Annotated in this window: 21 protein-coding genes and 1 pseudogene; 4 read left to right on the top strand and 18 right to left on the bottom strand. The window is 47.1% G+C overall.

Annotated elements, in window-relative coordinates:
• Positions 1–121 precede the first annotated feature (121 nt).
• The 7 genes from IEY34_RS23015 to IEY34_RS22985 form a co-directional block, all read right to left on the bottom strand.
• Positions 122–1,129, bottom strand: coding sequence for an MFS transporter (locus IEY34_RS23015; RefSeq protein ID WP_268240164.1), 1,008 nt, complete (start codon positions 1,127–1,129; stop codon positions 122–124).
• A 338-nt stretch (positions 1,130–1,467) separates the two neighbouring features.
• Positions 1,468–2,025 (bottom strand): hypothetical protein, encoded by a 558-nt coding sequence (locus IEY34_RS23010; RefSeq protein WP_189015494.1) that lies wholly within the window; start codon positions 2,023–2,025, stop codon positions 1,468–1,470.
• Positions 2,026–2,182: 157 nt separating this feature from the next.
• Complete coding sequence (locus IEY34_RS23005) at positions 2,183–2,530, bottom strand: DUF2399 domain-containing protein (protein WP_229757796.1); 348 nt, start codon at positions 2,528–2,530, stop codon at positions 2,183–2,185.
• The gene (locus tag IEY34_RS36940; RefSeq protein WP_229757795.1) at positions 2,527–3,297 is read right to left on the bottom strand and encodes a hypothetical protein; all 771 of its coding nucleotides are present in this window, start codon (positions 3,295–3,297) and stop codon (positions 2,527–2,529) included. Before IEY34_RS36940 ends, IEY34_RS23005 begins: the two co-directional genes overlap by 4 nt.
• Positions 3,298–3,536: 239 nt before the next feature.
• Positions 3,537–3,962: a hypothetical protein gene (locus tag IEY34_RS22995; protein ID WP_189015492.1), complete on the bottom strand. Its 426-nt coding sequence runs from the start codon at positions 3,960–3,962 to the stop codon at positions 3,537–3,539.
• 200 nt (positions 3,963–4,162) lie between these two features.
• Positions 4,163–6,304, bottom strand: a complete 2,142-nt coding sequence (locus IEY34_RS22990) for a methyl-accepting chemotaxis protein (RefSeq protein ID WP_189015490.1) — start codon at positions 6,302–6,304, stop codon at positions 4,163–4,165.
• A 34-nt stretch (positions 6,305–6,338) separates the two neighbouring features.
• Positions 6,339–7,106, bottom strand: a complete 768-nt coding sequence (locus IEY34_RS22985) for a putative bifunctional diguanylate cyclase/phosphodiesterase (RefSeq protein WP_189015489.1) — start codon at positions 7,104–7,106, stop codon at positions 6,339–6,341.
• 352 nt (positions 7,107–7,458) lie between these two features.
• Between IEY34_RS22985 and IEY34_RS22980 the strand changes: the two genes are divergently transcribed.
• The 4 genes and pseudogenes from IEY34_RS22980 to IEY34_RS22965 form a co-directional block, all read left to right on the top strand.
• Positions 7,459–8,556 carry a sulfate ABC transporter substrate-binding protein gene (locus IEY34_RS22980; RefSeq protein ID WP_189015487.1) on the top strand — a complete coding sequence of 366 codons (1,098 nt, stop codon included), beginning with the start codon at positions 7,459–7,461 and terminating at the stop codon, positions 8,554–8,556.
• Positions 8,557–8,573: 17 nt separating this feature from the next.
• On the top strand, positions 8,574–9,410 hold the full coding sequence (cysT, locus tag IEY34_RS22975) for a sulfate ABC transporter permease subunit CysT (protein WP_189015485.1): 837 nt from the start codon (positions 8,574–8,576) through the stop codon (positions 9,408–9,410).
• Positions 9,411–9,444: 34 nt separating this feature from the next.
• Complete coding sequence (gene cysW / locus IEY34_RS22970; RefSeq protein ID WP_189015483.1) at positions 9,445–10,317, top strand: sulfate ABC transporter permease subunit CysW; 873 nt, start codon at positions 9,445–9,447, stop codon at positions 10,315–10,317.
• A gap of 13 nt (positions 10,318–10,330) precedes the next feature.
• Positions 10,331–10,498 (top strand): annotated as a pseudogene (locus IEY34_RS22965) (ATP-binding cassette domain-containing protein); the annotation flags it as partial.
• 279 nt (positions 10,499–10,777) lie between these two features.
• Here the strand turns inward: IEY34_RS22965 and fhuB are convergent.
• From fhuB to IEY34_RS22910, 11 genes are all read right to left on the bottom strand, one after another.
• Positions 10,778–12,844: a Fe(3+)-hydroxamate ABC transporter permease FhuB gene (fhuB, locus tag IEY34_RS22960; RefSeq protein WP_229757800.1), complete on the bottom strand. Its 2,067-nt coding sequence runs from the start codon at positions 12,842–12,844 to the stop codon at positions 10,778–10,780.
• Positions 12,844–13,848 carry an ABC transporter substrate-binding protein gene (locus tag IEY34_RS22955; protein WP_229757794.1) on the bottom strand — a complete coding sequence of 335 codons (1,005 nt, stop codon included), beginning with the start codon at positions 13,846–13,848 and terminating at the stop codon, positions 12,844–12,846. The genes fhuB and IEY34_RS22955 overlap by 1 nt, the downstream gene beginning before the upstream one ends.
• A gap of 293 nt (positions 13,849–14,141) precedes the next feature.
• Positions 14,142–15,725, bottom strand: coding sequence for a response regulator (locus IEY34_RS22950; RefSeq protein ID WP_189015470.1), 1,584 nt, complete (start codon positions 15,723–15,725; stop codon positions 14,142–14,144).
• The gene (locus IEY34_RS22945) at positions 15,700–17,472 is read right to left on the bottom strand and encodes a sensor histidine kinase (RefSeq protein ID WP_189015468.1); all 1,773 of its coding nucleotides are present in this window, start codon (positions 17,470–17,472) and stop codon (positions 15,700–15,702) included. Before IEY34_RS22945 ends, IEY34_RS22950 begins: the two co-directional genes overlap by 26 nt.
• Positions 17,473–17,582: 110 nt before the next feature.
• Positions 17,583–19,112, bottom strand: a complete 1,530-nt coding sequence (locus tag IEY34_RS22940; protein ID WP_189015467.1) for an ABC transporter substrate-binding protein — start codon at positions 19,110–19,112, stop codon at positions 17,583–17,585.
• 104 nt (positions 19,113–19,216) lie between these two features.
• Positions 19,217–20,149 carry a carbohydrate ABC transporter permease gene (locus IEY34_RS22935; RefSeq protein ID WP_189015466.1) on the bottom strand — a complete coding sequence of 311 codons (933 nt, stop codon included), beginning with the start codon at positions 20,147–20,149 and terminating at the stop codon, positions 19,217–19,219.
• Positions 20,150–20,164: 15 nt separating this feature from the next.
• On the bottom strand, positions 20,165–21,034 hold the full coding sequence (locus tag IEY34_RS22930; protein ID WP_189015465.1) for an ABC transporter permease: 870 nt from the start codon (positions 21,032–21,034) through the stop codon (positions 20,165–20,167).
• Between the two features lie 533 nt (positions 21,035–21,567).
• A complete protein-coding gene (locus IEY34_RS22925; RefSeq protein ID WP_189015464.1) occupies positions 21,568–22,449 on the bottom strand; it encodes a nitrilase-related carbon-nitrogen hydrolase in 882 nt (293 codons plus the stop codon).
• 18 nt (positions 22,450–22,467) lie between these two features.
• Positions 22,468–24,006 (bottom strand): bifunctional GNAT family N-acetyltransferase/carbon-nitrogen hydrolase family protein, encoded by a 1,539-nt coding sequence (locus IEY34_RS22920; RefSeq protein WP_373291316.1) that lies wholly within the window; start codon positions 24,004–24,006, stop codon positions 22,468–22,470.
• A gap of 330 nt (positions 24,007–24,336) precedes the next feature.
• Positions 24,337–24,936, bottom strand: a complete 600-nt coding sequence (locus IEY34_RS22915; RefSeq protein ID WP_056625596.1) for a response regulator transcription factor — start codon at positions 24,934–24,936, stop codon at positions 24,337–24,339.
• Positions 24,933–26,069: a sensor histidine kinase gene (locus IEY34_RS22910; protein WP_189015463.1), complete on the bottom strand. Its 1,137-nt coding sequence runs from the start codon at positions 26,067–26,069 to the stop codon at positions 24,933–24,935. The genes IEY34_RS22915 and IEY34_RS22910 overlap by 4 nt, the downstream gene beginning before the upstream one ends.
• Between the last annotated feature and the right edge of the window lie 5 nt (positions 26,070–26,074).

Below are 26,074 nucleotides of genomic sequence, written 5' to 3'. Positions count from 1 at the left end.
CCGTGCATTTCAATTGGCTCACGTCCCTAATATGGAATAAATCTCTATTCTCCATATTTATTCATATTCCCTTGTGCCAACGAAGAAAATATCCAACAAAATTTTGGGTAGACCTAAGTAGTTACATGATTTTGGACCCCGCGTTGCTGAAACCCGTGAGCAGGGAACATAGCAGAAACAAACCGGGCTGTTGCAGCAAAAAAGTTCCTGTCAGGCTTGCCGTAAACACAGTCATCATCCCGACCAGTGCCGCAAAGCCACCAATACGGTTCATAAGCCAGATGACCATAAAGCCGCAAACCAGTGCTCCAGTCGCGTAAACGGCGTTATAATAGCCCAAGAACGAGCCGGGTTGGAGAAGCCCTTTTATAATATAAACAGGAATTAAGAAATTACCGACCATAACGATTAAGAAAGTCATATGAGCAAAGAAAAAAAACAAAAACATTCGGGGCCGCAAGCGCAGGTAGATAAACCCTTCGGCCATCGCATGAAGCCAACCAGCAGACTTGAGTCGATCTCTTTTCTCCTGCTGCCGGGGATTATAGGGAAGCAAAGCGATGAGCACAGCGCTAAGTAAATAGCTCAAAACATCCAACCCAAGAATAAATGAAAGGTCCTGCTTCATCAGCACAAAATTGGCCAAGGCACCGGCGATGATCGGATCAATTTGATTCAGCATTTCAAATACGGTATTCACTTTTTTGTACGCCGAATGATCGAACAATTCCTGAACAATCGCAAAAAAGGTAGGAATATGAAGCGTGAAATAGATAGACCCGGCTAATGAGATAACCGTAAGATCAAACGTACTGAAAGATGCGTGATAAACGCCCAGCAGCGTAAAACAGCCGATCATGCCGCCACACAACAACTGCGTTGCTATCAATACTCTTTTGCGTGAAAACCGATCAACAATGGCTCCGATCATAGGAGACAGAACGAATAAAACAATCGTAACGATGATCATCATTAGCCCAAGCATCTTATCTCCGCGCTGCTCAATCATATACCAAGGAAGCGTGATGGATGTAATGCCTGTGCCGATAGAAGAAGTGAACGTGGCCAGCAGTAAAATCACAAAACGGAAACTCCGAAATAATTGAATCACAGTTCCAGTTCCTTTCATACTGATTAGTTAAGATTGTTTTTATTATACATGACCCATCCATTTTGTAGTAACTTATGGAAAATAATAAGAATTAACTGTGACCCCCTATTATGATTCTGACCAACCATTATGCGCAACCCCTGCCATGGCTGCGATGAGCCGAGGTTGCCTTAAGCGCAGGCCTTATCTGAGACACCATTAAACCATTGCACTTAAGGAGCTATGCAAAAAAGCACCCATTAGGATGCTTTTTTCGTAGTCAGACAATCTTATTCGTATTTCGTACTAAATCATTGAAAATGGAAGATTTCGAACAGCTCCATTCCAATCATTACCTATCACTTTAAATCTCTCATTTATTCATAAAGACATTCCGACTGATTGAGCATAAACTCCTCCAGGTCGAAGGGCACTTCTTCCGCCTCCCACCCTTCAATAACTAGCAGTTCCTCCTCATCCGAAGAAAAGTGTAAATCCCTGCTTCGGGGAGGAACTGTGCGATCGAGGCTCTCCCTGTCGGCGAATCGCTCCATTTCCTCCCATGTAACGCCAAATGGAAATCCCCCACTCGTATATCCGGCTATGTATGCGTACGTCTCATCAGACCACGGAACCGCACCGCTTCGTTGCTCTTCCAGACGTTGCTGCCTTTTTTCCTTGCGGGCTTGTTTTACTCTGATGGCAGCTTGCTCACTTTCTGTAGCATTCTTAACAACTTCATCGGAAAGCGGTACGCCTAGCACACGCAACTCCGCAATGGCTGTCCCTACACAGACCCCAAAATGTTTGCGATATCCATAAATATGACGATTCCCCGTATACGTCTTAAGCCAGCTAGCCGCAGCCGATTGCAGCCTACCATCCCGGTTCATGCGTTTGGCTCGCGGTGTGTTTGTTTTCCTCTTCTTCCCCAACGACGTCCCTCCAAGAGTATCATTCCACAACCATACCTCATGATCTCAAGCATCCATTCTTGGGCCAACCGAACAATCAACTGTTCCTGAAACAATTTGTTACTGCCTACGCCCATCACTTCACAAAGAGCTTTGTCCCATACGGCTTGCGTCTTTCCTAGGCGAAGTTTCTCATCATCAGAGAACGATACAAACGCAGCGCGGCAGCGCTGGCAGGACCGCTTGTGCACATCAGCAAGGGCCCGATTGTATCGTGACCTTCAATGTCCCCGGCAAACGGAAGTTTGTCAGCCGCATCAGCGAGCGTAGAAAATACCGCAGGATTCTCTACGACATAGATATGCCGGACGGGCGCTAAGGCAGGGGCAGCATCCACTGCATTTGCACTGAAAATGGTTCCTGCCGAGCCTGTATCGAGTAATACATTATTCAAATGAAGTTTTTCACCACGGTAACAAATGGTTACCTCAATAAAGGGCAGTCCATACCTTACGTCTATGTTCATCTGGGTCCCCGTACCCCCGACCATTTTTCTCGAATCTCTAATTTTTCACGGGATGTATGAAAGAAGCCGTATTCCCGGTAAGGCTGTGCCCGATGCAATTCATAATATCGTTTCATAGCAACAGTAGAGTCGTCAAAGCGATCAATGACAGCTACTTCATCAACGAGCCAGTATCCGTTCTCGGAGCGGGATTTTAACGCCTCACAAACAACCCATTCATTAGGAAACTGTTCACGAACTTCTTCCCATCTCATCCTTGCCACCTCCAAATCAGTTACCTTTATTATAGCATAGAAGCCTAACCGGAAATGGTCGAGATCTCGATCAAGAAATTCCCGAATGACGGTAATCACCTGCCATCCCTCATCGTTAAGGTTCCGCACTTGTTTCTCGTATTCCGAATATTGCGAGTAGCTGCATCTTCTCTCTACGATTTCGTCTCCAACAAATTGGATAGCAATTTTCGTCAGGAACTCAGAGGGATACAGATAGAGGCAGTATCTTGTTTGAGGTTTACGATCGGTCCCCACAGATGCTTCCCTGCCAAATGAAACAAGTTCCCCCAATTGATTGAGCACGATCGAATCATTTGTGATGCAATTTCGGTAGTAAAATCGCTCATCTTTATTGTACATGAATGTCATATATGCCATAATGTTGCGGGCATCTTCCGGGTGCTCCCGGTTCAAGTAATCGCTCAGTGGAGCAAAAGCCAGATTAAGCCATCTCTCCGTTACTTTCTTGGGAAAATTAATTTGCGGATACATGATATCCTCCTCTCCTAACTGCCGATAAAAAAAAGCACACATGCGAGCAGATAACAGACTTCTGCAGGCACGGTGTCCAGAACTTTACCAAACTAGCAAACTGAATAAAACCAACTCCAAGGATGACATTGATTTGCATTCCAGAGTCCATTTCAGGCAGCATCCGCTGCTTTACAGGCTTTGTCGGCCAAAATAACAGGATCAATACAGATCAATACATCTATTTAGATTGCTTAGACTCAAACTTCGTCAATCTCTTGCAGCTGATTAATCCCCTGAAGCGGGTTCAAGTTGGGCATGTCCGGTTGGGTCGGCTTTACATAGCGGGTGGAATAGTGTCTTTCAACTTGGTAGTCACCTGATTTCGAGAAACGTAGCGGACGTTTCGGACCTTTTCCCCAGGACATATAGGCGGAGTATGATTCCTTAAGTTCCAACTCCCTGGCTATTTTCCGGAATTCTTTCATCATGAAGCTGAATTGACCCAAGTTACCGTGAAGAACCCGTTCTAGATATGGAACTCTTCCGAATCGCCACTCCTCTACAAGCTTGGGAGAGATCTTTTCCATCTTTAAGAATAAATCCAAGGGGCTCACGTACCCTTTTTCCCAGATCAGTTGATGTACCGTATGGCGAACCTTTTTCTGTAGCTCTTGTCTATTCAAACGAATTGCCCCCTTTCATTGTGCAAAATGATGATTATTTATTATTTTGTGCCTTGCGTTCAATTCAAAAATATATGATCCCATTTTAGCAGAACTATTTCAGTATGGACATTATTAACCGACAACAAGGAAGCCCTAAGTATTGGGAGTCGATTGTTGTTGCAGCCATTTGGACTATACACTTTCGAAACGAGCCGTAATTACAGCTTGAATTTGTCCACTAATACTTGCAACTCCTCAGCCATGTGCGAAAGTTCCAAAGATGAGGATGAAATTTCCTCCATAGAAGCCAGTTGCTCTTCTGCAGCAGCAGATACATTTTGGGATCGGGATGCAGTTGCTTGAGCCACACTGGCGATTACTTCAATGGCTTGTACAGCTTGCGTTGTTCCGGCGGAAATATGCTGAGTTGCTGCTGAAACCTCTCGCACTTGGCTGTTAACCTCATCAACAAAGTGTTCAATCTCGGAAAATAGGCTTCCCGCCGTATGCACGACTTCCATTCCCAACATTACTTCCTCGGTTGCCGATTGCATGGATTCCTGAACCTTATCGATCTCGCCTTGAATAACATGGATCAGATCCGTAATTTTTTTCGTCGATTGGAAAGATTGTCCCGCAAGTTTCTTTACTTCATCTGCTACTACAGCAAATCCGCGTCCGTGCTCGCCTGCCCTAGCCGCTTCGATTGCAGCGTTAAGAGAGATTAAATTGGTTTGCTGCGATATTTGCGTGATTGCTTCAGTAATTCGGCTAATCTCTTGGGAAGTAACGGCTAGTTGGGTAATAACTCGTGCGAGTCCATTCACAGAACTGCTAATGGAACTCATCTGTCCTATAGCGGTCTGAATAGCGCGTCCGCCTTCCGATGATTTCTCAGAGGCTGTTGTTGTAGTCTCCGCTACAGATTGTGCACTCACTGCAATTTGCTGAATTTTTGCCGATACTTCTTGAATCGTTTGGACGCTTTCCTCAACCTTGTAAACCTGTTGACTGGCCCCGTCCGCCATCTGTTCGGTAATACCCGCAATATGTTCAGTGGCCTTGGAACTTTGCCCTGCGCTTGCCGATAGCTGTTCCGAAGAAGCAGCCAATTGATTAGAGGATTGGCTTACTTCAAGCAAAACGGACTGGAACGATTCGCAAACATGGTTAAAGCTGTTAGCTACGACTCGAAACTCGTCCTTTGTTCCAATTTGAAAGCGTGCCGTCAAATCGCCATCGGCAAGTCGTAGCGCAGCTTTCTCCATATCCAAAACAACACGAGTGATCGAACGATAAAGCGCCAAAAACAAATAAATGGACGCCAATACCGCTACGATACAAATCAGTTGAATCAAGAACGTCATCTTGTTCTCGCTCGCAACACGCTCATGCAGACTTTGATCGATCCAATCAATCCGTCCATTCCATTGCTCATATATCCGATCTGCCACATCGCCCGACAACTGCAGCCAATCCTGCACATTCAGTGAAACCTTGAGTGGCAATACAACTTTGGACTGAACGTCATCCAGCATACGCTTAACGGCTTCCTGCGTTTTCGCGTCTCCATCTTTCACCCCATAATGTGCAGCTGCTTGACCGGGGTCCGAAGAAGCTTGATAAATTGCCGCCCATTCCGTATCGACCGCTTCTGCTTCCGCAGCAATCTTATTCTTATCATTAACACCGATTGTCGATTGCGTAACTGCCACCTGCATATCGACCTGAAAATTGTCGAAATGGAGCAAGAGCTTGGGAAATTGCCGAATGGTCTCATCCTTTATTTGAAATAATTCTGGTTGAGAATCCGTAAGAAGGCCCGACTCCATGCCTAACCGATCGATTAATCTTGATAACCGGTTTAACAGTACCGTATGAACTTCAGAGCTTTCGATGCGTTTTAATTCTTGTCCTTGCGCTTTTAATTGGTTCCATCGGCCGACGAAATCACTCCACGTCTCTTGCAGTAATTTATCCCCACCTTCTTTCGCCACGTAGAATCCAAGAGTTTCTATCGCAATATCCGCTTTGGTTTCTGCAGCTTGGAAGTGCTCGACATCCGACTGATTCGTACGGGCGCTTTCCTGAAGCGTCCGATGCAGTTCAAGCGTGCGTACAAGATCGCCTGCCGTACGAACGGCCGCCAAACCATCAATCTGTTTCCGAACAGCAGACAGCGAGGCGCGAGAGTCGATAACGGATTGTCCAGTCAAAACGAGCAATGGCACGAGCACCACAATGCCGATCAACGCAAACTTACCCAAGAACGATAGCCGATTTAACAATAATATCCCTGGTTTTAAGCCGAGCGACCCGAAAGACCGCGACCATCGAATGAGAAAAATAAATCGTTCCATAGCAATCAACCATCTCCTTCACATATCCAACTAATTAAATGGAATACAAGTTCAATCCAAGGTGATGGGAATAATAATTTTCCCATTGTGAGCATGTCATCGGCTGCCCGTAATAAAACCCTTGTGCAAGACTACAACCAAGTTCCAGTAGCACCCTTTCCTGTTCCGCCTGTTCAACACCTTCGGCGATGACATCAATGCCCATTCGATTCGCAAGAAGAATAATTGCCGAAACGATGAAGCGCTGATTATCGCTGGTGTGAATGTCCCGTATTAACGACCTATCTAGCTTTAACCGATCGACAGGTAAATGGCGCAGTCGATGATAATTGCTTAAACCGGCTCCAAAATCGTCAATGGCCGTTCTGATTCCCATATTACGAACCTTACGAAGCATCCGGCTTATTCGGTCAACCTTATTAATCTCCACGGATTCGGTTATTTCCAGTTCAAGCAATTGAGTATCTACGCCAGTCTCTTGGATGATGCGATGCAAGTCGTCGAGAAAGGCCGGACTGTTCAATTGAATAGGCGATATATTGATCGAAACGGGCAGCGGTGGAAGCCCAAGTGCGGTAAAGCGATGGTTTGCCATACACCCTTCACGCATTACCCATAAACCAAGTTGTACGATAAGTCCGTTCTCTTCGGCGATTGGGATGAAGGAAGATGGCGGTACTACCCCATAATTCGGATGATTCCAGCGGACAAGTCCTTCAATGCCTGCAATATGCCGATTCTTCATTTCAACTTGCGGCTGATAGTAGAGACTCAAGTGATCGGATTCGATTGCTCTCGCCAAATCCTTTTTCAAAGAAAGGTATTGTATGGGTACGTTGACAATAGGAATCACCTTCTTTTCAATATCGAAATAAATATAACTTTTCCGATACGTTTACTGTGTTTCGGATTTTAGCACGAAGATTTTACCATGTCAACGATTAGGAATCATTAAAATTCGTACTTCTGGGATTCGGGTTTACAGCCAAAATCCCAACCTCATCCCCGCTTGAACATACCCACATAAATATTTGTTGACAGATATTCCCTACGATGATAGATTAATTTCAACATAAAACCAACTAAAACCATATGATTAAGTTGGTTTTAGTTTCACAAAAAAAATTAAGCAGTAAAGAGAGGGGTCATTATTTATGGGAAACACATTCGCTTGGAAGCCGCTTTTGAAACGATCATCGTCATTATTCGTGCTGTCTGCACTCGTTGCAGGCACGGTTGCGTGCGGAGGCAAGGAGGCATCGACACAACCAGCTGCCACGGCAGCAGCAGCCAGCGCCAAACCGGCAGGGGGTAAATCCTACGAGTTGCTTAACGTATCCTATGACCCGACGCGGGAGTTATATGAAGTGTACAACAAAGCGTTCGCTAAGCAGTATGAGGAGAAGACTGGCAACAAAGTGACAATCAAGCAGTCTCACGGCGGTTCCGGCAAGCAGGCGCGATCCGTCATCGACGGTATCAAGGCTGACGTAGTTACACTAGCGCTGTCCGGAGATATCGATCCATTGGAGAAGGAAGGCCTGATCCAGCCGGGCTGGCAGAAGGAGTTCAAAAACAACAGCGCACCTTACACATCAACGATTGTGCTTCTCGTGCGCAAGGGTAATCCCAAAGGCATCAAAGACTGGGATGATCTGGTGAAATCGGGCATTGAGGTCATTACGCCGAATCCCAAAACATCGGGCGGCGCGCGCTGGAACTACATTGCAGCCTGGGCGTACTCGCTGGGCAAAGGCAACGATGAAGCGCAAACCAAAGCGTTTATCGGCAGTCTTTACAAGAACGTCAAAGTACTAGGCACTGGCGCCCGCGATTCAACAATAACATTTGTTGAGCAGGGTATTGGCGACGTGCTGATCGCTTGGGAGAACGAAGCCTTGTTATCCGTTAAGTCCGAACCGAACAAGTATGAAATCATCTATCCGTCCGTCTCCGTCCTTGCTGAGCCGCCAGTCGCAATCGTAGATAAAGTTGCGGATAGCAAAGGCACGCAGGAAGTTACCAAAGCCTATCTCGACTATTTGTACAGCGATGAGGGCCAAACGATTGCAGCGGAAAACTTCTACCGTCCGTCATCTGAGGCGATTGTGAAGAAATATGAGTCAAAATTCCCGAAACTTAAGCTGGTGACGATCAATGACGCGCCATACGGCGGTTGGGGGAAAGTACAAACCGTTCATTTTAATGACGGGGGAGTCTTCGACCAGATTTACAAACCAGCAGCCAAATAAAAGGGGCTTACCTCATTATGCGAACAGGTTGGAAAGATAAAAGCATACTCCCCGGATTCGGTGTCACCATGGGCTTTACCCTGCTGTACTTGAGCCTCATCGTGCTAATCCCGCTATCTGCGCTCATTTTGAAGACGGCGACGATGCCGTGGGACCGTTTCTGGGAAATCATCACCGACCCGCAGGTGGTCGCTTCGTATAAGCTCACGTTCAGCGCCTCGCTCATCGGGGCTTTGATCAACGCCGTCTTCGGCTTCATCGTAGCCTGGGTGCTAGTGCGATACCGTTTTCCGGGCAAAAGAATTCTGGACGCGCTGGTCGATATGCCCTTCGCACTTCCGACAGCCGTTGCTGGCATCGCTTTAACCAGTCTGTACTCAACCAAGGGCTGGATTGGCTCCTTTCTGGAGCCGTATGGTATCAAAATTGCGTTCACACCGCTAGGTATCATCATCGCACTAACATTTATCGGGCTGCCTTTCGTCGTGCGGACGTTGCAGCCTGTCATTGAAGAACTCGGGGCTGATACGGAGGAGGCCGCAGCGACTCTCGGAGCCGGACGATTGCGTACGTTCCGGAAGGTGATCTGGCCGGAGCTGCTGCCGGCCCTCTTGACTGGGTTCGCTCTGGCGTTTGCCCGGGCAATCGGCGAATACGGCTCAGTCGTATTCATCGCTGGCAACATCCCGATGGTCACGGAGATTACGCCGCTGCTCATCATGACTAAGCTCGAACAATACGATTACACTGGCGCTACGGCTATTGCCGTCGTTATGCTGGTCGTTTCGTTCCTGCTGCTGCTGCTCATTAACTTCGTGCAGTGGTACGCAAACCGCAAAGTACTCTCGAGCTGATCGGGATCTTAAATAGAAGGAGAGGAGCCGCAACATGGCGGGAGTTGTGACGAATATTAAAGCAAACAGTCGTAAGGCCGAACGGCCGAAGCATGTGACCGAAGCCCCTTGGGTGAAGTGGACGCTAATTGGCATAGCGCTTGTATACATGGCTCTTCTGCTGGTACTTCCGTTAATTACTGTTTTTGTGCAGGCATTTAAAAAAGGCCTCGAAGTCTACCTCTCTGCCTTCGAGGATGAAGCAGCGAGGCACGCCATTATCTTAACGCTCAAGACGGCGGCGATCGCCGTGCCGATGAATATTATTTTCGGCGTGTGCGCCGCATGGGCTATCACTAAGTTCAAATTCAAGGGCAAGAACGTGTTGATCACGCTGATCGATCTGCCTTTCGCGATTTCACCCGTTATTGCGGGCCTCGTTTTTGTGCTCCTATTCGGAGCCAAAGGCTGGTTTGGGCCATGGTTGAATGCCCATGATATCCAGATTATTTTTGCACTGCCGGGCATCGTACTGGCAACTGCCTTTGTCACCTTCCCGTTCGTTGCGAGGGAATTAATTCCCGTCATGCAGACACAGGGGGTGCAGGAGGAGGAAGCTGCGGCAACGCTGGGTGCTAAGGGCTGGTACATTTTCTGGAAAGTTACGCTGCCGGGCATCAAATGGGGATTACTGTACGGCATTATCCTGTGCAACGCGCGGGCAATGGGTGAATTCGGTGCGGTGTCCGTCGTATCCGGGCACATCCGCGGGGAAACGAACACGATTCCGCTGCACATTCAGATTTTGTATCAGGAATACAAATATGCGGCGTCATTCGCTTTTTCAACCTTATTGGTCGGACTTGCATTGGTTACACTGCTGGTCAAACGGTTCCTTGAGTGGAAACAGGAACAATCGGAAACATAACGGGGGAAGGAACATGCAGATCGAGGTTAGACAGCTTTCTAAACAATTCGGTGGCTTTCAGGCTGCCGACGATGTGTCGTTTAGCGTGCAGCAAGGCCAATTGATCGGCTTCCTGGGGCCCAGTGGCGGCGGCAAAACGACGATTCTACGCATGTTGGCGGGTCTGGAAGAGCCGACTAGTTGTCCGATCCGGTGAATAATAAAGTCCATTAGAAGCCACAAGATGAAAATGTGGCTGCATAGCCTGGACATAAGGGTTTTTCGTCGAGTTACCTGTCTGAAAGTAACGTCATTACGCATTCACTTCCTCTCCTCAAAGAAAGCAAAATCCACAACCGCAACGGTGGTGGATTTGCCTTATGGAGGTGAGCCTTGGCTCGACAACCCCACAACTCGCCGCCTTGAAATCACTTTTGTCATCTCAAGGTCATGTACTGTTGTAGAAACGCTTCATGATTTATTAATAAGACTTCGCTTTGGCGCTTCTTGCCATAAGCCAAAGCAGATACGGCGTGCCGATTACCGCTACGACTAAGCCGGCAGGAATCTCTTTCGGGGCAATGATGACCCTGCCGACCAGATCTGCCGCTATCATTAGGATGGCGCCTAGCATCGCGGCCAGTACGACCAACCGTTTATGATTCTGACCAACCATGATGCGGGCCGCGTGCGGAGCTAGCAAACCGATAAACCCGACAGTGCCGACACTAGTTACAGCCAGCGCCGCTAGCCCAACCCCGGCCATGGCTGCGATGAGCCTGGTTTGTCTTAGGCGCAAGCCTAATCCGAGAGAGGTATTATCACTAAATGACAAAAGGTCAATGCGACGACCTAAATACCACGCATAAGGGCCAAGCACGATTAAACCGGCACTCATCCATAGGAATTCGCCCCAACCGCGACCATATGTGCTTCCTGCAAGCCAAGCAAGAGCAGAAGCAGCATGCATCTGGGACTTAATAACAAGAAAATGAATGATGGCCGACCCCATCGCAGTAATCGCGATACCGACAAGAGTAACCACGGTCGGATGCAACCCTTTACGCCAGGAAAGCATATAAACGGCAGCTGCAGCAAGTGCAGCCCCTACTAATGCAAAAACAGGAAGCAGGAAACCAGCCGCACCAGGCCATACAACAATCAGCAGCAACGCACCAACACCTGCGCCAGAAGTTACGCCGATAACAGAAGGATCGGCAAGCGGATTACGGACGGCCCCTTGAAGCAGGACGCCAGAAATAGCTAGTCCCGCACCAGCCAGCACTGCAACGAGCATGCGAGGGAGCCGAAGCTTAAGAATGATATTCTGATACATTTCTTGTCCTGTACCGGTCAATACCTTCATCACTTCACCGACAGGCACTTTTAAGCTGCCTTGAGTCAAGCCGAACACTAACAAGGCAATTAGAAGCACGAACGCCCCTGCGATCAGAACCGGATAATGCCATCTGAAACGAGCCGTTCCAACGCTCATCGAGGAGCCTGTTTCCCCCGACTTTGGGGATCGCGTGCTTCGGACGGCAAGCCAGATAAGCCATGGCGCTCCAAGCACAGCCGTAACCGTACCAACAGGAAGCTCCCCAATCGTGCTGCGAACCAACTTAGCGACTGCATCGGCTCCAACCACAACCGAAGCCCCCCAAAGAGCCGCTGCGGGGATTAACACCAGATGTCTGCGGTATCCGATCAGCCGAACGAGATGTGGAGCAATCAAGCCTACAAAGCCGATTGGCCCTACTACACTTACGGCGACCGAGGCTAATAATATCGCAATAATCAGCGCAGACAGCCTCACAACACCGACCCTTTGTCCCAAGGATCGCGCTGTTTCCTCATCAAGTTCAAGCAGATCCAACGTCCGTACGAAAAACATTAGAATCATCAATGCTAATACAATCCAAGGCCATGAGAACTGCACGCCCTTCCAATCGTTCTGAACAAGCGAACCGGAGCCCCACATAAAGAGCCCGTTGGTTTCATTCTCGAATAACAACTGGAGAGCGCTCGTGAATGAAGCCAGCGCCATTGTCACAATCATGCCTGCCAGCGCCAATCGAACGGGCGTGCCTTTTCTTCCTCCTGCCAGAAAATAGGCGATCATCGCGCCACCAAGACCACCAATCAGCGCCAGCAAAAGCGGGACGGAAAAAACCAAGGATGGGACAAAAACAGTTGCAGCAACAATCACAAAATAAGCGCCAGCATTGATGCCGAATGTCCCAGCAGAGGCTAATGGATTTTTAGTCACCGTCTGGAGAAGCACTCCTGCAACGGCTAAAGCGGCTCCCGCCAATACACCCATCGTCGCTCGAGACAGCCGCATGCCCAGTACAACATGATGTGACTGCTGATCCCCCGCAGACAGAAGCGATTTGATCACGTCCTGAACGGTTATATCAGCCTCCCCTTGCGTAAGACTGATAAAAAAAAGAAGGGCGAGACTTACTAAGCCCCCCCCGAATACCGCGATCTTCTTCCATGTAGATCTCGCCATTGATTTTGATGCAATTTCGATCGGCTGCGTCATCACTTTTTCGTCAACTGCTCAACCGTTTTTTCCACAAGCAACTTCAAGGAGCCAGGGCCGCCATACAGCCACATATCGCCGCCAAGCGGATACAGACGGCTTTCTTTCACGAACGTAAGACTTTTCCACACATCATTATCCTTCAATTGTTTCGCAAATACGTTGTCGTCTGGTTGAACAACGTAGAGGAGGTTGGCTTGCTGAACCGGTAGAAGTGATTCTACTGAAGCTGTCGAGAAGCCGTTTGTTTCATATTTTTGGGATTTATAGGCGTTTTTCAACCCTATCCGGTTGAGCACTTCGATTGCCGCGGAGTTATCCAGGAACAGACGTAACGAAACCGCATTTTGGTTCGAGGAAGCCGACACCAGCACATAGTCGGTTCCCGCTTTGCCTGCCGCTTGAAGCTTCGTCTTCGCAGCTTCATATGACTTGTTCAAGTCGGCCAACACAACATCTGCCTCGGTTTTTTTGCCGACAATGTCTGCGATAACCTTGAAGTGGGATTCCATCTCTGCGTATTGATTTTTCGAGGTATCCTCCAAATACTGGTCGAACACAAGCGTTGGTGCAATGGCGCTAAGCTGCTCATAGTTATTTTTGACGCGATTCCCAGCGGCAATAATCAGATCCGGCTTAAGCGAGGTAATCAACTCCAGACTCGGCTCCTGACGGGTTCCTACATCTTGAACATTGGCAGCAAGCTCCGGCTTCGCGCTGATCCACTTCTTGTAACCAGCAATATCCGCAACGCCAACCGGCTGAATGCCGAGCGCGAGAAGTTCTTCCACATACTTCCATTCAAGGGCGACAATGCGCTTTGGTGTTCCCTTGATTTTGGCCTCGCCCCTCACATGTTTGATGACCCGCTCAGCATTAGCGCTTGCGGCCTCGGGGCTAGCCGATGGAGAAGCACCGCTATTCGTTACCGATTTGGCTCCGCAGCCTGCTATAAGTAGCAGCACGGCAAGTAATACAACTAAAGGCTTTAATCTCTGACTCATGAAATACATTCTCCTTATAAATGATGTAATGATTACGATAATGACAGTTATCCGACCCTTATTTCCTTTCCTTTAGCCGAACTACGCTCCCCCTCTTCCCGTAAACAATGTGAAACTGCTCGGCGAACATTCGAGAAAGCAAAATACCAGTATCTTCTAATCAATTATAAATGATAATGAATATCATTATCGATGTCAACTTTTTTTGTATTCTCGTCTATTTGCAGCCCACGCTTAAAGACCTAAGCAAAAAAGCACCCGCTAGGATGCTTTTTTAGTAGTTTCCAGCAGGTTTAAAGCTCTCCCTTGCGATAGGCTAGCGGGCTGACGTTGAACATCTTTTTGAAAGCTTTTGAGAAGTAGGACAAGTTACTGTATCCAGCCACCTGCGCAATTTCGCTGATGGGCTTGCTGCTGCCGCGGAGAAGCTGCTGGGACAGCTTCATCTTCTCGGTCAGAATATATTCCGATAATGACTCGCCCGTCTCCTTCTTGAAAAGTCTCGACAAATAAGCCGGGTTCAAGTGCACCAATTCCGCCAGCTCCGGACGCTCGATGCGATCATCTAGATGCGCGTGAATGTAATCTTTCACCTTTCTTACGATGGAGTCTTCATCCGTCTTCACATAACGACTGACCACCCCTGTCACCCGAACGGCCCATTCTTCCATCTGTCGGATCGTCTTGGGGATTAATGCCATCTCGAGTGCTTCCGTCTCCGCGAATACTTCCTGTACATATTTCCCCCGTTTGTGCAGCACGGAATAGATCGTTTGCAAAATGCTGTGATAGTAGATCAGAAGTGACTCTGCATTGCCGCCTTCAAACTTAAAGGCCGCAAACAACCGATAAATTCGCTGATGCAACTCTGTCTCATCGCCTTGTTCGATCAAGGACGGCCACTCGGACAGATCGAAGGCTCGGAAGCGAGCTGGTTCTTCCTTCATCGACTTGTAGAGATGGACGGTCTGAGATCTCTTAATGTTGTCAAACTCTATTTTCAATAGTGCTTCACAGATCAGCTTCGTCTGCTCGATAGGCGACGGTTCACCAATATAACAAGAAGCCTTGCAGTAAAAGTGCCGCATGCTGTACTGGATGAAGGCTTCACACCGACGGACGATCTCATTGATATCCATTCGCGCCATCTTGTCAACATACAGGAAAATGACATTCGCACCGTTCCGTTCCTGAATGGTGCAACCAGCCATCCCCTTGAGAACAATCTCTTCGGCAACTTTGCGCATCGCATACTCCATTAGCTCTTCATCCCGTTCGGTAAGAACCTGCGTCCATTCCTCAATACTGATAAGGATCGGCAGAACCTCCATCTGCTCGGGGTTGAACGGAACCGCAAACTCCTGCAAAGCTTTCGCCATCGGCTCCGTGGAAGTCGCAATTCGGGAGCTGAGCACATCCTGCCAAAACCGCTCGACCAGCATTGGTTTTTTCGTCTCCCAGAACGCTTGCGCCATCCCTTGCGACGCCTTCCACTCCCGCTCCTCCTGCATCGACTTGGCGATTCTCCGGACCGTCTCCTTCAAGTCCGCATAATCCACGGGCTTGAGCAGATAATCATGGGTGCCGAGTTGGATGGCCCGCTGGGCGTATTTAAATTCCGCATGGCAGGTTAGGAACAACGTCGCCATATCCAAATAATAGAGCCGAATCCATTCGAGCAACTCAAAACCGTTTCCTCCTGGCATTTCGATATCACAAATGACTAAGTCAATGGTTGTCATCTTGAGAATTTCCTGCGCATCCTGGATATTGTAGGCTTCATAGATACCCGAGAAACCTAGGGAGGCCCACTTAACACCCGATTTAAGTGCTTCTACGGCATAAATTTCGTCATCCACGATCAATAGGTTGAACATGGCGAGTTTCCCCCTCTTTCTGTCCGATCAATCGGAGCGGAATCCGAATGCTCACGCAAGCCCCGTGCGGCTCCAAATTTGCAATTTTCAACTCTGCTTCTCCATGGTAAAGCATCTTTAATTGGTGAAACACGTTCCATATCCCGATGTGCTCGTCCGTGAACGAGCGATCCTCCATCCGTTCGGTCAAATTCTCAATTAATTCCGCTGGGAATCCCTTCCCGTTGTCTTCAATTCGGATTTCATAGTAACCTTTCTCGTCCTTCGTTTGGGAGCTTACCGAAACGCGAATACGGAAGATATCTTTTCCCATCCTAAAACCGTGCTTTATAGCATTCTCGACGAACGGCTGAATAGTAAGAGGAGGAATTAGGACTTCACCGATCGACTCGTCTATCGTCCATTTGTAGTCTAAATGCTTCGGAAAACGCAGCATCTGAATTTGCATGTAGTGCTCAATGTTCTCCATCTCTTCTCCAACTGTAATCAGATGGTCTTTCAAACGGGCAAAAAACCGAAGATAACCGACCATATGCCGTGTCATTTGCTGAATGAGTTGAACCTTGCCTGTCTCCGCTAGGCTATAAATAATGTTGAGGGAATTAAAAAGAAAGTGTGGATTCATCTGCAACTGTAGTTGCTTCAACTCGGCCTTCTGTGAACGTATCTCTTCTTCATAGACATGGATTTTCAAATCATGAATTTGAGATGCCATATTGTTGAACGTAGCGTCAATCAGGCTAAACTCGTAGGAATGATCGGTGGTGAGGCGAATATCCAGATTTCCTTTGCTGATTTGACGCATAACCTGGATCAACCGCTGCATCGGCTTAATAACTAGCTTCTGCAGGTACATTAGGAAGATAAGCAGCAATATTCCCGCAGCGAATGGAATCGCATAAGTAATCCGCTGGAACAGAGGGACCTGCTGAAGCATTACTTTCTCTGGAATCATCACCGCAAGCACCAGGTCCGAGAGCCTCATCCGATGTTGGACAAGCAAATAGGTATCTTTTCCTCGTACGCCTTGATTAACGCTTCCCGCTTCCCGAACCGCTTTCGTCACTTCATCTGCGGCATCCGGAAGCGTTGGGGCAAGCCATTGTCCTTGGGTGTTCAGGAAATAAGCGCTGATCTTGCGGTCCCGTGCAATCAACTGGAGCGGCGTCATTAAATCATTGATCTTGATCAAAGCCCCGACGTAGGTGTTCGTATCGGTGCTTACGATGCTTAGCAGAAATTTTTCGCCTTTGATTTGGCAGCTTGTCCATAGGAATTTGAATTCCATTAACTTCTCACGGTTCGCTGCATCGTTAAACAAGCCTCGAAGGAAATCATGAATGCTTACGTATTCTTCATACGAGCTCTGGGTAGGCTGGGCCGTAATCAAATCTTGATTGGGCGGAATGTAAACAAAATCCAAATACACATTTTTATTATAAGGGAAATCCGAATACAGCTTTTCGGAAACCGCAACCCGGGTCAGCACATATTCGTCCCCTTTATTTATATTGTACATCAGGGAACGGATGCGAGGCTCCTGGTTGGCCAGCTTGTATAGATAGCTATTATTTGTTTCCAGCATCTGATCGATTTGATCCCCATACAGGGTCAGCAAGGCAGAATTGTAACTCTCCACCTGCTCCCTTACAACCTGACTAGAATAGTAGTTGGTGTAGAGTAAAAAGCTGACAAGCGGAATGGTGATCAGGCCAAACGCGAGAATCACCTTCATTCGCAAGGTCATACTGACATCCACTCCTTTCGATAGCTGATATATCGATCCAGAGTTATTATAATATAAATGGGGAAAAGCGAGAACCTGTATGATTCACGCTTTACTCCATGGTGCTTCGTTTATTTTTTTTGAGTAAGAACCCATGCATCCAATTGTTTTTGTTTCTCAGCAATAATCTTATCCAGTCCAGCCTCTTTCAGCTTCTGAATATAAATCGGAAGTGATTTCACGGGATCAATCGTTCCCGTATTGATGGCTGCGTTGTATTCTGTCCTGACATTTCCGCTTGCTGCCACTTCATTCTTAACGTTAGTTGGGTCCCATGCGAAGCCGAGGGCAGGTGATTTAGAAGAGCTGAGGTTAAACTTCTTAAATTTCTCCCACTTGTTCGGGTCCTCATTGCTCCACAAGTATGTATTCATTTGATTGCCGAACATCCAGGCCATGCCGGGATTGTATCCGCTGGTTTGAGCGGTGATGCCATCAGGGAAATTCAGAATATTATTTGAATTCTTGACATAATGCTTGCCTTCGATCCCAAAATCCAGCAGATTAATCAAATACGGGTCCGTATACAGCAGGTTGATCAACATCATGGCTCGTTCCGGATTCGCAGAGGTGCGAGAAATCGCCAGCATCGCTCCCGTTGCTTCGCTCGTGGTTGTTTGCGGCTTGATGAAATCTTTTTGCACTAGTTCCACCCCGAGCTGTGTGCTCATTTCCGCGTCTTTACCTGGCTTGGTCGGTACGGCAAATGCGAAGCCTTTACCCGCTTTCATTAAATTGTACAGTTGATCATCCTTTAGAGTAGGCGCATCCTGGTTAATAAATCCAGCCTGATTCCAACTCCGCATCTGATAGACGATGTCCGTATATTTCTTAGTTTCAAGTGAGTTAACAACCTTCATGTTGCCGCTATCTGAATCAAGAACTCCATAGCCGTCACCAAGTGCATCTAGCGAGTACCCCGTTATCAAGCCAGTGAAGTTCAAGGTGCCTGATTGAACCAGCGGTGTCACACCCGGCTCCTTATCTTTGATCGTTTGAAAGATAGGAGTAAGATCGTTAAATGTCTTGATCGCATTTAAATCAATATTATATTTCGCCACTAGATCTTTCCGGAAAAGTAAGCCCGCGCCACCCGCGAATTCCTTCAGGGTTGGTACCCCATAGCTGTGACCGTTAATTTGACTTCCCTTAATCCAATCGGGTCCAAGCGTATCTTTGGCTCCTTGACCATATTTATTCAGCAGGTCGTCGACCTGTATGAATTGGCCCTTCGTGACATTAGCGTTATAGCTCAAGTATGAAGCTGCAAACATGATATCGAATTTTTCGTTGGACGTAAACATCAGATTCGCTTTATCATTCCACGCGCCCCAATCGATCGGCTTTAGTTCAATCGTAGCATTAATTTTCTCTGTTAAATATTTGTTTAATTCATCCTGTACCAGCTTCAAGTCCTTAGCCGTAGTGTTTGGATATACCATAACCAGCTTATAAGGATCCAGCTTGCTTCCTTTTGGACTTACCGAAGGGGAGGCGCTTGCGGAGGAACCCGCAGAGTCGGTTCCTTTACCCGAGCATCCAGATAAAATAACTGTTAACACCATAACCGCACTAAATAGAACTCCGATTTGTTTTTTCATTGCCCGACCTCCAACTTTCGTTCAGTATTGTTAAAAACCAGCTTGAAATTCCGAATATTCGCAAGCGCCTGACCTTTCGGAATCACCCCCTTATCGTTGACTTTTCAGCCTTTCACAGCACCGATAGTCAATCCTTTCACTAAATAACGTTGAAAGAACGGATACGCCAGCACAATAGGTCCGACACCGATAATCGCCATGGCCATTCTCATCGTCTCCGTCGGCGTCGTGGCCAGGAGGGCGGAAGCATTGCCAGTACCCGATTGCTGCGATAAAAACTGAATATCCATTAACGTTTTTTGCATGACATATTGAAGGCTGAACCATTTGGCATCCGAAATAAAGATCATGGAGTTAAACCAGTCGTTCCAATAGGCCAGTGTATTGAATAACCCGATGGTGGCCAGAACGGGAAGCGAGAGTGGCATGACGATCTGCCACCAGACTCGGAATTCTCCTGCACCGTCGATAGTAGCCGATTCCATCAGTGAGGATGGAATGCCCTGGAAGAAGGTCCGCATCACCAGAATATTGAAGCCATTCATCAATAACCCCGGTAAAATCAGCGCAAGTATACTGTCTTTGACATTAAGTAAATTCGTATAGACAAGGTACCAGGGGACAAGCCCGCCGCCGAAGAGAATTGTGATAAAGACATAGAATGAAAATACATTCCGCAGTGGAAAATCACGCCGGGAAATCGGATACGCGTACATAGCCGTCATCAACAACCCTATTGCGGATCCGATTACCGTAGCCATTATGGTAACACCATAAGCATGGAGAATTGAAAATCTATCCTGCCACATGTAGGAATAAGCCATCAAGCTTAATTTTTCAGGAATAAAGGCATATCCATTAACGAAAATTGATTTTTCATCGGAGAACGATACCGATAGAACTAGAACCAACGGCAACATAATCAGAATAACGACTATAACGAACAATAGGTTGAGGCACACCTGATACCAGGGAATTTTGCGTTTTTTCGGGATGCTTCTCCTACTGCCTTTCGAAACCGCATATGAATTTTGCATTAAGTTTCTCTCCTATCAAAACAAAGCATTTTCTTTACTGATTTTGCGAACAATGAAGTTAACGGTAAAAATCAGTACGAATCCGACTACAGATTGGAACAAGCCTGCCGCAGACGACATCCCGATGTCCCCCATATTCATAAGAGCGCGATATACATAGGTATCGATTACGTTGGTAGTCTCCAGAATGGATCCAGAATTCATTGTAACCTGGTAGAACAATCCAAAATCCGAATTAAAAATTCGGCCGACCTGCAAGAGCGTCATAATGATGATTACCGGAGCAATCAGAGGAATAGTAATCCTCGTAAACTGATGCCATTTATTCGCCCCGTCAATAACGGCTGCTTCATAATATTCTTTTTCGAGACCCACAATCGCAGCCAGATAGATGATGCTTAAATATCCAGCGCTTTTCCAGGAATTGACGATCACAAGAATATATGGCCAAACCTTTGGCTCATTGTACCAGTTCAGTGGATGCAGACCGAAAAAGGGAAGCACCTTATGATTCAAATACCCGTAGTCCGCACTGAGGAAAGCGAAGGCAAGATAGCTGATGATGATAGCTGAGAATAGATGAGGCAGTAAAACAAAGCTTTGATAAAATCGGGCTGCCAGCCGGCTGCGGATCTCATTCAGCAGTATGGCGATCATCACCGCGCAGACCATATTGATTATGATAAAGGAAAAATTATAAAGAAGCGTATTTCTCGTAATGATATAAGCGTCCCTGGTTTGGAATAGAAATTCGAAGTTTTTGAAGCCCACCCAGTCGCTGCCCCATATGCCTTTTACATAGTTGATATTTTTAAAAGCTATTACAATGCCGAACATGGGCAAATAATTATTCAGCAGCAAGTAGAGAAATCCCGGCATCATCATTAGCAATAGCACCTTATATTTTCGAAAAAACTTCCACGAATGCAACATCGCGATTGGTCACGCTCCTTCCTCGTATGATTTGTCTTTATTATAGATCGCCGCACAAAGCTCCACACACCTCTTACGTGACCTGAATTTGTATTTTGATGACATATTGGACGAATCGTTGTGGTGCTATAAGGGCATCGAGCGCCAAAAAATTGCTTGTGGCCGAGGCAATAACAGAAAAAGCAGCCATCGTAGAGGAATCTCTGCGATGGCTGCTGATATGCGGGCGAATCTGTAGGATTCTCCTAGTTGAATCTAGTCCTATAGTAATTCAAATTGCACCCCATATAATGCACATTACTATCTTCAACAGTAAATGTGATTTGTGAAGGCCGTTTTACAACGATAAAGTAATCTCCTGACAGATAGAACCCAAAATTTTCCTTTTACCTTAAGATTTCTTTTCGATTCGGGAATTTTTCCCTTTCTGGTACTACAAAAGCCGTTTGGCCCCTCCTTCGCAAGGGGCCAAACGGCTTATCGGTTTACAGTAGCGTCTTCTTGTGTTCGTGTTCGTATAGATCGGGGCGGCGGTCGTAGAAGGGCGCTACCGCGCCGCGTTCGCGATTCTCTCGGAGCCTGTGGAAGTCAAGTTCGGCCAGGACCGTCCTGTTTTCGTTCGTTTCTCCGACCTGCAAGATGCCATCCGCGGCGAACGGTAGATCGCATGGGGTGAATACGCCCGCTTGGCAAAAACCAATGTCCACCTGCGGACGATCCTCGGACAAGGCTCCAACGAGACCGCTTAATACGACGAACAGTTGATTCTCGATCGCCCTCGCTTGGGCGCAATGCCGCACGCGATGGTACCCGAAGGAACTATCGGTATAGGAAGGGCATAGAAGCAGTTCCGCGCCGCGAAGCGCGGCTGCCCTCGCCAGCTCCGGAAACTCGATGTCGTAACAGGTCAAAATCGCCATCCTGCCCCACTCCGTGTCGAATACGTTAAGCTCGTCGCCCGCGACCAGAGGCCAGCGAATCTGCTCCTCCGGCGTAAGATGCATCTTGCACTGCGTCTCCACCCGTCCGTCTGGAAAGAAAAGGAATGCCTTGTTCGAGTACTCACCCTTTTCCTTTAAGCAAATATGCGTCCCCGCCTGTATGGCAATATCGCATTCTCGGCTTAGCTCTCCGAAGAATTCGATATATTTAACCGTCAACCCGTCCAGAAAATAGCACGCTTCATCGTGCAGCATCGACGGCTCTAAGCTTAGCAAGTGAGCCGTCATGTATTCCGGGAACACGATCATGGAGGCGCCCTGCTCGGCAGCATCCCGAACCTTCGTATCGATTCCCGTCCAGAACTCTTCTTCGGTACGGATATCGGTGAGACCGTATTGCGTTGTTGCTATCTTTAGCTTCTTCATATGCACCTCTGGTATATTTTAAGTACGGATTTGTAAGGAATAAATGTCCGTCCGGCGATCCTTGAACGACAATGCATCGTTGGACTTACGGTACCTTTCCAGCGTTTCCATGTCTACCTCGGCCATGATGACCGTCTCCGTATTCTCGCTGCACTCCCCCGCGATGCCATCGCGAGAGAAGGAGAAATCGGCCGGCGTATAGATACCGGACTGGGCGTACTGAACGTCTACGTTGTCCACATGGGTTAGATTTCCTACCGTTCCCGCGGTCACAATGAACACTTGGTTCTCGATCGCCCTGGCCTGTGCGCAGTACTTCACCCTCAAGAACGTCTGCCTATCTTCCGCGCAGAAAGGAACGAATATAATTTGCGCTCCCTCCTCCGCGACGATACGCGACAACTCCGGATACTCGATATCGCTGCTGAGTTGAATCGATATTTTACCGCAATCCGTGTCGAACACCCCGAGTGAGCTACCCCCATTGATGCCCCACCACTTCCTCTCGTTCGGAGAAATATGCAGCTTGTATTGCTGCTCAATTGTACCGTCCCGGCGGAACAAGTGAGCCACGTTGTAGATCCGGTTATTGTTCTCGACGAAGTGGGAGCCGCCTACGATATTTACGTTGTATTTGACCGCGAGTTCGGAGAATAACTCCACATAGTTGGTGGTATATGTCGTGAGCTTCCGGACGGCCAAGCTCGGAGACCGTTCATCCAAGAAGGAAAGCAGCTGCATAGTGAAGTTCTCCGGGAAAACAGCGAAATCGGATTTGTAATCCGATGCCACGTCCACGTAATGCTCGCACTGGGTGGCGAATTCCTCGAAAGAATCGATCTTCTTCATCATATACTGGACCACGCAAATGCGGACGGGGAAAGACATTTTATAAAGCGTCTTGTTGATGCTCGGCCTGTATTCGATATTATTCCATTCTAACAGGGCCGCGAAATTCTCAGAATCGGCGTCATCGGACAAATAATTGGTAATGATCCTCTTCAGCGTAAATCCGTTCATCATCTGAAAGGTCAGCACCGGATCGTAGATGTTCTGCTGCAACACTTCCTCCGCGTAAGATCTTGGCGACAACTTATCGGAAAAGTTGTGATACCCCGGGATGCGTCCCCCTACGATAATACTCTTGAGGTTACGCTGCTCCGCCAGCCGTTTCCTTGCCTCGTATAACCTTCTGCCAATCTTCATGCGACGGAAATTCGGATGCACCATGACTTCCATCCCATAGAGGTTCCCGCCCCGAGGGTTATGGTTGCGAATATAGCCCTTGTCCGTGATTTCGGAATACGTATGCTGCTCCAAATAATCGTCGAAGTTCACGATCAGGCTAGAACAGGAGCCGATAATATCACCGTCGAGCTCGACGCACATTTGACCATCGGGAAACGTGCGGATGTGACTTTCTAATTGATCCAGCTTCCAGGGACCCATGTTCGGAAAACAAATATTTTGCAGCGCGATGATTTTATCGAAATCTCCGCGTTCAATGTTGCGGATGATGATTTTCTTTTCGAATTGCGAGATTTGATCGGTTGTCATAGAAATGTGACCCCTTTATAAATGCGTTTAACTATATTATACCACATTGTTTCTTGTCCCTAGTCTCGGGATGTAGCGGTTTTGTTATCTGGAGGACGGAAAATGCGGAAACGCTCGTAATTAAACTTTGTTTAACGAATCGGCACTTCCTTTGTCAGCGGCGCAGGGTGCGGTTTGACGACCTCGAATTAGTAAGCAAACGACCGTCAAACGATGGGCCTCCCACTTTCAGCTTGAACCCAAATAGTATACAAAAAGATACCCACAAACCTGAACACCTTTTTTCAAAGTGTCCAATCTATGGGTACCCGTTTATCTTTTTTTGGCCTGTCATTTGAACCATCCCTTCTCTTTGAAACGCATAATAGCCTCAATTCGGTTACTGACATTGAGCTTATCGAGAATAACAGAAATGTAGTTGCGAACGGTACCTCTTGTTATATACATGTGATCAGCGATTTCCTTGGTATTTTTACCGTCGGCGATCAGGTTTAGCACTTCCTTTTCCCTCTCGGTCAAAGGATTTTCTTCATTATAAGTCTCATCTACCAGCTCTGAGGCATAGATTCGCCTACCAGCCATTACACTCCGGATCGAGGTAGCCAGTTCCTCACTTGGGCTATCTTTCAACAAATAACCGTTGGCACCTGCCTTCACGGCTCTTTCAAAATACCCGTAACGGGCAAACGTGGTCAATATAATGACTTTACAACCCAATCCCTTTAGTTCCTCAGCCGCATCTAAACCGTTCATTATTGGCATCTCGATGTCCATGACACAAATATCTGGCTTATGCAATTTAACCAGTTTCACAGCATCCTCGCCATTGCTTGCTTTACCAACGACCTGCATATCCTCTTCCAAATCAAGTAAGGAAGCAAGTGCGCCCAGCAGCATCCGTTGGTCCTCAGCAATCACAATTCGAATCATATTCTTACCTCCCTTTCCATTGGTATGAAGGCATTCGGCACTTTAAAAACAATCAAAGTTCCATTGTCTGAGACAATTTCCATACAACCATTTACAAACTCAAGCCGCTCTTTCATGCCCCTCAATCCATTCCCAAGTAACACAAGACATTCTTTCGTCATACCGATCCCATTGTCCCAAACCTTGATAACGAGATCGCTTGGTGATGGCTCAATGGAAATCGAACACGTAGTAGCACTGCTATGTTTGATAATATTCGTAATCGATTCCTTCAAACACATGCTCAACACATTTTCATTGATCAGGGAAGTGTTGGTTAACTTCGGATCTCCCTCCAAAATGAGGTCGATCTCTGCAGCCTTCAAAATTTGTTTGATTCGAAACATCTCTTCCACTAGTCTCGTACCGCGCATTTGCGTTACTATTTCCCGAACTTCCTTTAACGCAATTCTAGCTGTCTGACGAACATCATTAATTTCGATTTGTGCTTGCGCCGGATTTTTGCTAATTAATTTCCCAGCCAAATCACTCTTCAAACCAATTAATGAGAGTTTCTGACCAAGTGTATCGTGTAAGTCGCGGGCGATTCTTTGACGCTCCTCTAGCTTTACCAACTCGGAAATCCGCTTATTTGCATCCTCCAACTGTCCCTGGAGTTTTTCACTCCTATTTCGGTTGAACGTGGTGACTGGAATGAGAATAACACCAATTACACTAATAATGATAAAAGGCAATTGTGTAAAAAAAACAGGATTTTGTGATACCAATCCATAGTTAATCGTTGCAATCGTGCTTACTAAATGTATGCAGTACAACGTGATAAACCCTGCCCGACTTTTCATCGTGCCAATAAAAAATGCTAAAAACAGTGAGAAGTACACATAGCTGAATACTAAGGCCATGGTAATCGAAATTGCAATTTGTACACTAGTCCAAAAGTACACGATCCATCCTTTAGACACGAAGGAAAGCACGTAGCAACTAAAGAATACAATAATCATGATTGTGCCTAATACAATTTGGTAAGTGTCAGAAGAACGAAATATGAAATAAAAAGGAAGAATGTAAAAGACAACCCACACATACGGACTAAGACCGGTGTTTTTATGAAATATTTGATACCACTTGTGCATGGTCC

Source organism: Paenibacillus marchantiophytorum, from assembly GCF_014640555.1.
Lineage (GTDB): Bacteria > Bacillota > Bacilli > Paenibacillales > NBRC-103111 > Paenibacillus_E > Paenibacillus_E marchantiophytorum.
The sequence above is the reverse complement of the archived record's forward strand: the minus strand, read 5'-3'. Positions and strand labels throughout refer to the sequence as shown.

Bases quoted from the DNA above. Each gene is read 5' to 3' on its own strand.
- IEY34_RS23015 (WP_268240164.1), bottom strand. From the start codon at position 1,129: ATGAAAGGAACTGGAACTGTGATTCAATTATTTCGGAGTTTCCGTTTT.
- IEY34_RS23005 (WP_229757796.1), bottom strand. From the start codon at position 2,530: ATGAACATAGACGTAAGGTATGGACTGCCCTTTATTGAGGTAACCATT.
- IEY34_RS36940 (WP_229757795.1), bottom strand. From the start codon at position 3,297: ATGTATCCGCAAATTAATTTTCCCAAGAAAGTAACGGAGAGATGGCTT.
- IEY34_RS22990 (WP_189015490.1), bottom strand. From the start codon at position 6,304: ATGGAACGATTTATTTTTCTCATTCGATGGTCGCGGTCTTTCGGGTCG.
- IEY34_RS22980 (WP_189015487.1), top strand. From the start codon at position 7,459: ATGGGAAACACATTCGCTTGGAAGCCGCTTTTGAAACGATCATCGTCA.
- cysT (WP_189015485.1), top strand. From the start codon at position 8,574: ATGCGAACAGGTTGGAAAGATAAAAGCATACTCCCCGGATTCGGTGTC.
- cysW (WP_189015483.1), top strand. From the start codon at position 9,445: ATGGCGGGAGTTGTGACGAATATTAAAGCAAACAGTCGTAAGGCCGAA.
- fhuB (WP_229757800.1), bottom strand. From the start codon at position 12,844: ATGACGCAGCCGATCGAAATTGCATCAAAATCAATGGCGAGATCTACA.
- IEY34_RS22955 (WP_229757794.1), bottom strand. From the start codon at position 13,848: ATGAGTCAGAGATTAAAGCCTTTAGTTGTATTACTTGCCGTGCTGCTA.
- IEY34_RS22950 (WP_189015470.1), bottom strand. From the start codon at position 15,725: ATGTTCAACCTATTGATCGTGGATGACGAAATTTATGCCGTAGAAGCA.
- IEY34_RS22945 (WP_189015468.1), bottom strand. From the start codon at position 17,472: ATGACCTTGCGAATGAAGGTGATTCTCGCGTTTGGCCTGATCACCATT.
- IEY34_RS22940 (WP_189015467.1), bottom strand. From the start codon at position 19,112: ATGAAAAAACAAATCGGAGTTCTATTTAGTGCGGTTATGGTGTTAACA.
- IEY34_RS22935 (WP_189015466.1), bottom strand. From the start codon at position 20,149: ATGCAAAATTCATATGCGGTTTCGAAAGGCAGTAGGAGAAGCATCCCG.
- IEY34_RS22930 (WP_189015465.1), bottom strand. From the start codon at position 21,034: ATGATGATGCCGGGATTTCTCTACTTGCTGCTGAATAATTATTTGCCC.
- IEY34_RS22925 (WP_189015464.1), bottom strand. From the start codon at position 22,449: ATGAAGAAGCTAAAGATAGCAACAACGCAATACGGTCTCACCGATATC.
- IEY34_RS22920 (WP_373291316.1), bottom strand. From the start codon at position 24,006: ATGACAACCGATCAAATCTCGCAATTCGAAAAGAAAATCATCATCCGC.
- IEY34_RS22915 (WP_056625596.1), bottom strand. From the start codon at position 24,936: ATGATTCGAATTGTGATTGCTGAGGACCAACGGATGCTGCTGGGCGCA.
- IEY34_RS22910 (WP_189015463.1), bottom strand. From the start codon at position 26,069: ATGCACAAGTGGTATCAAATATTTCATAAAAACACCGGTCTTAGTCCG.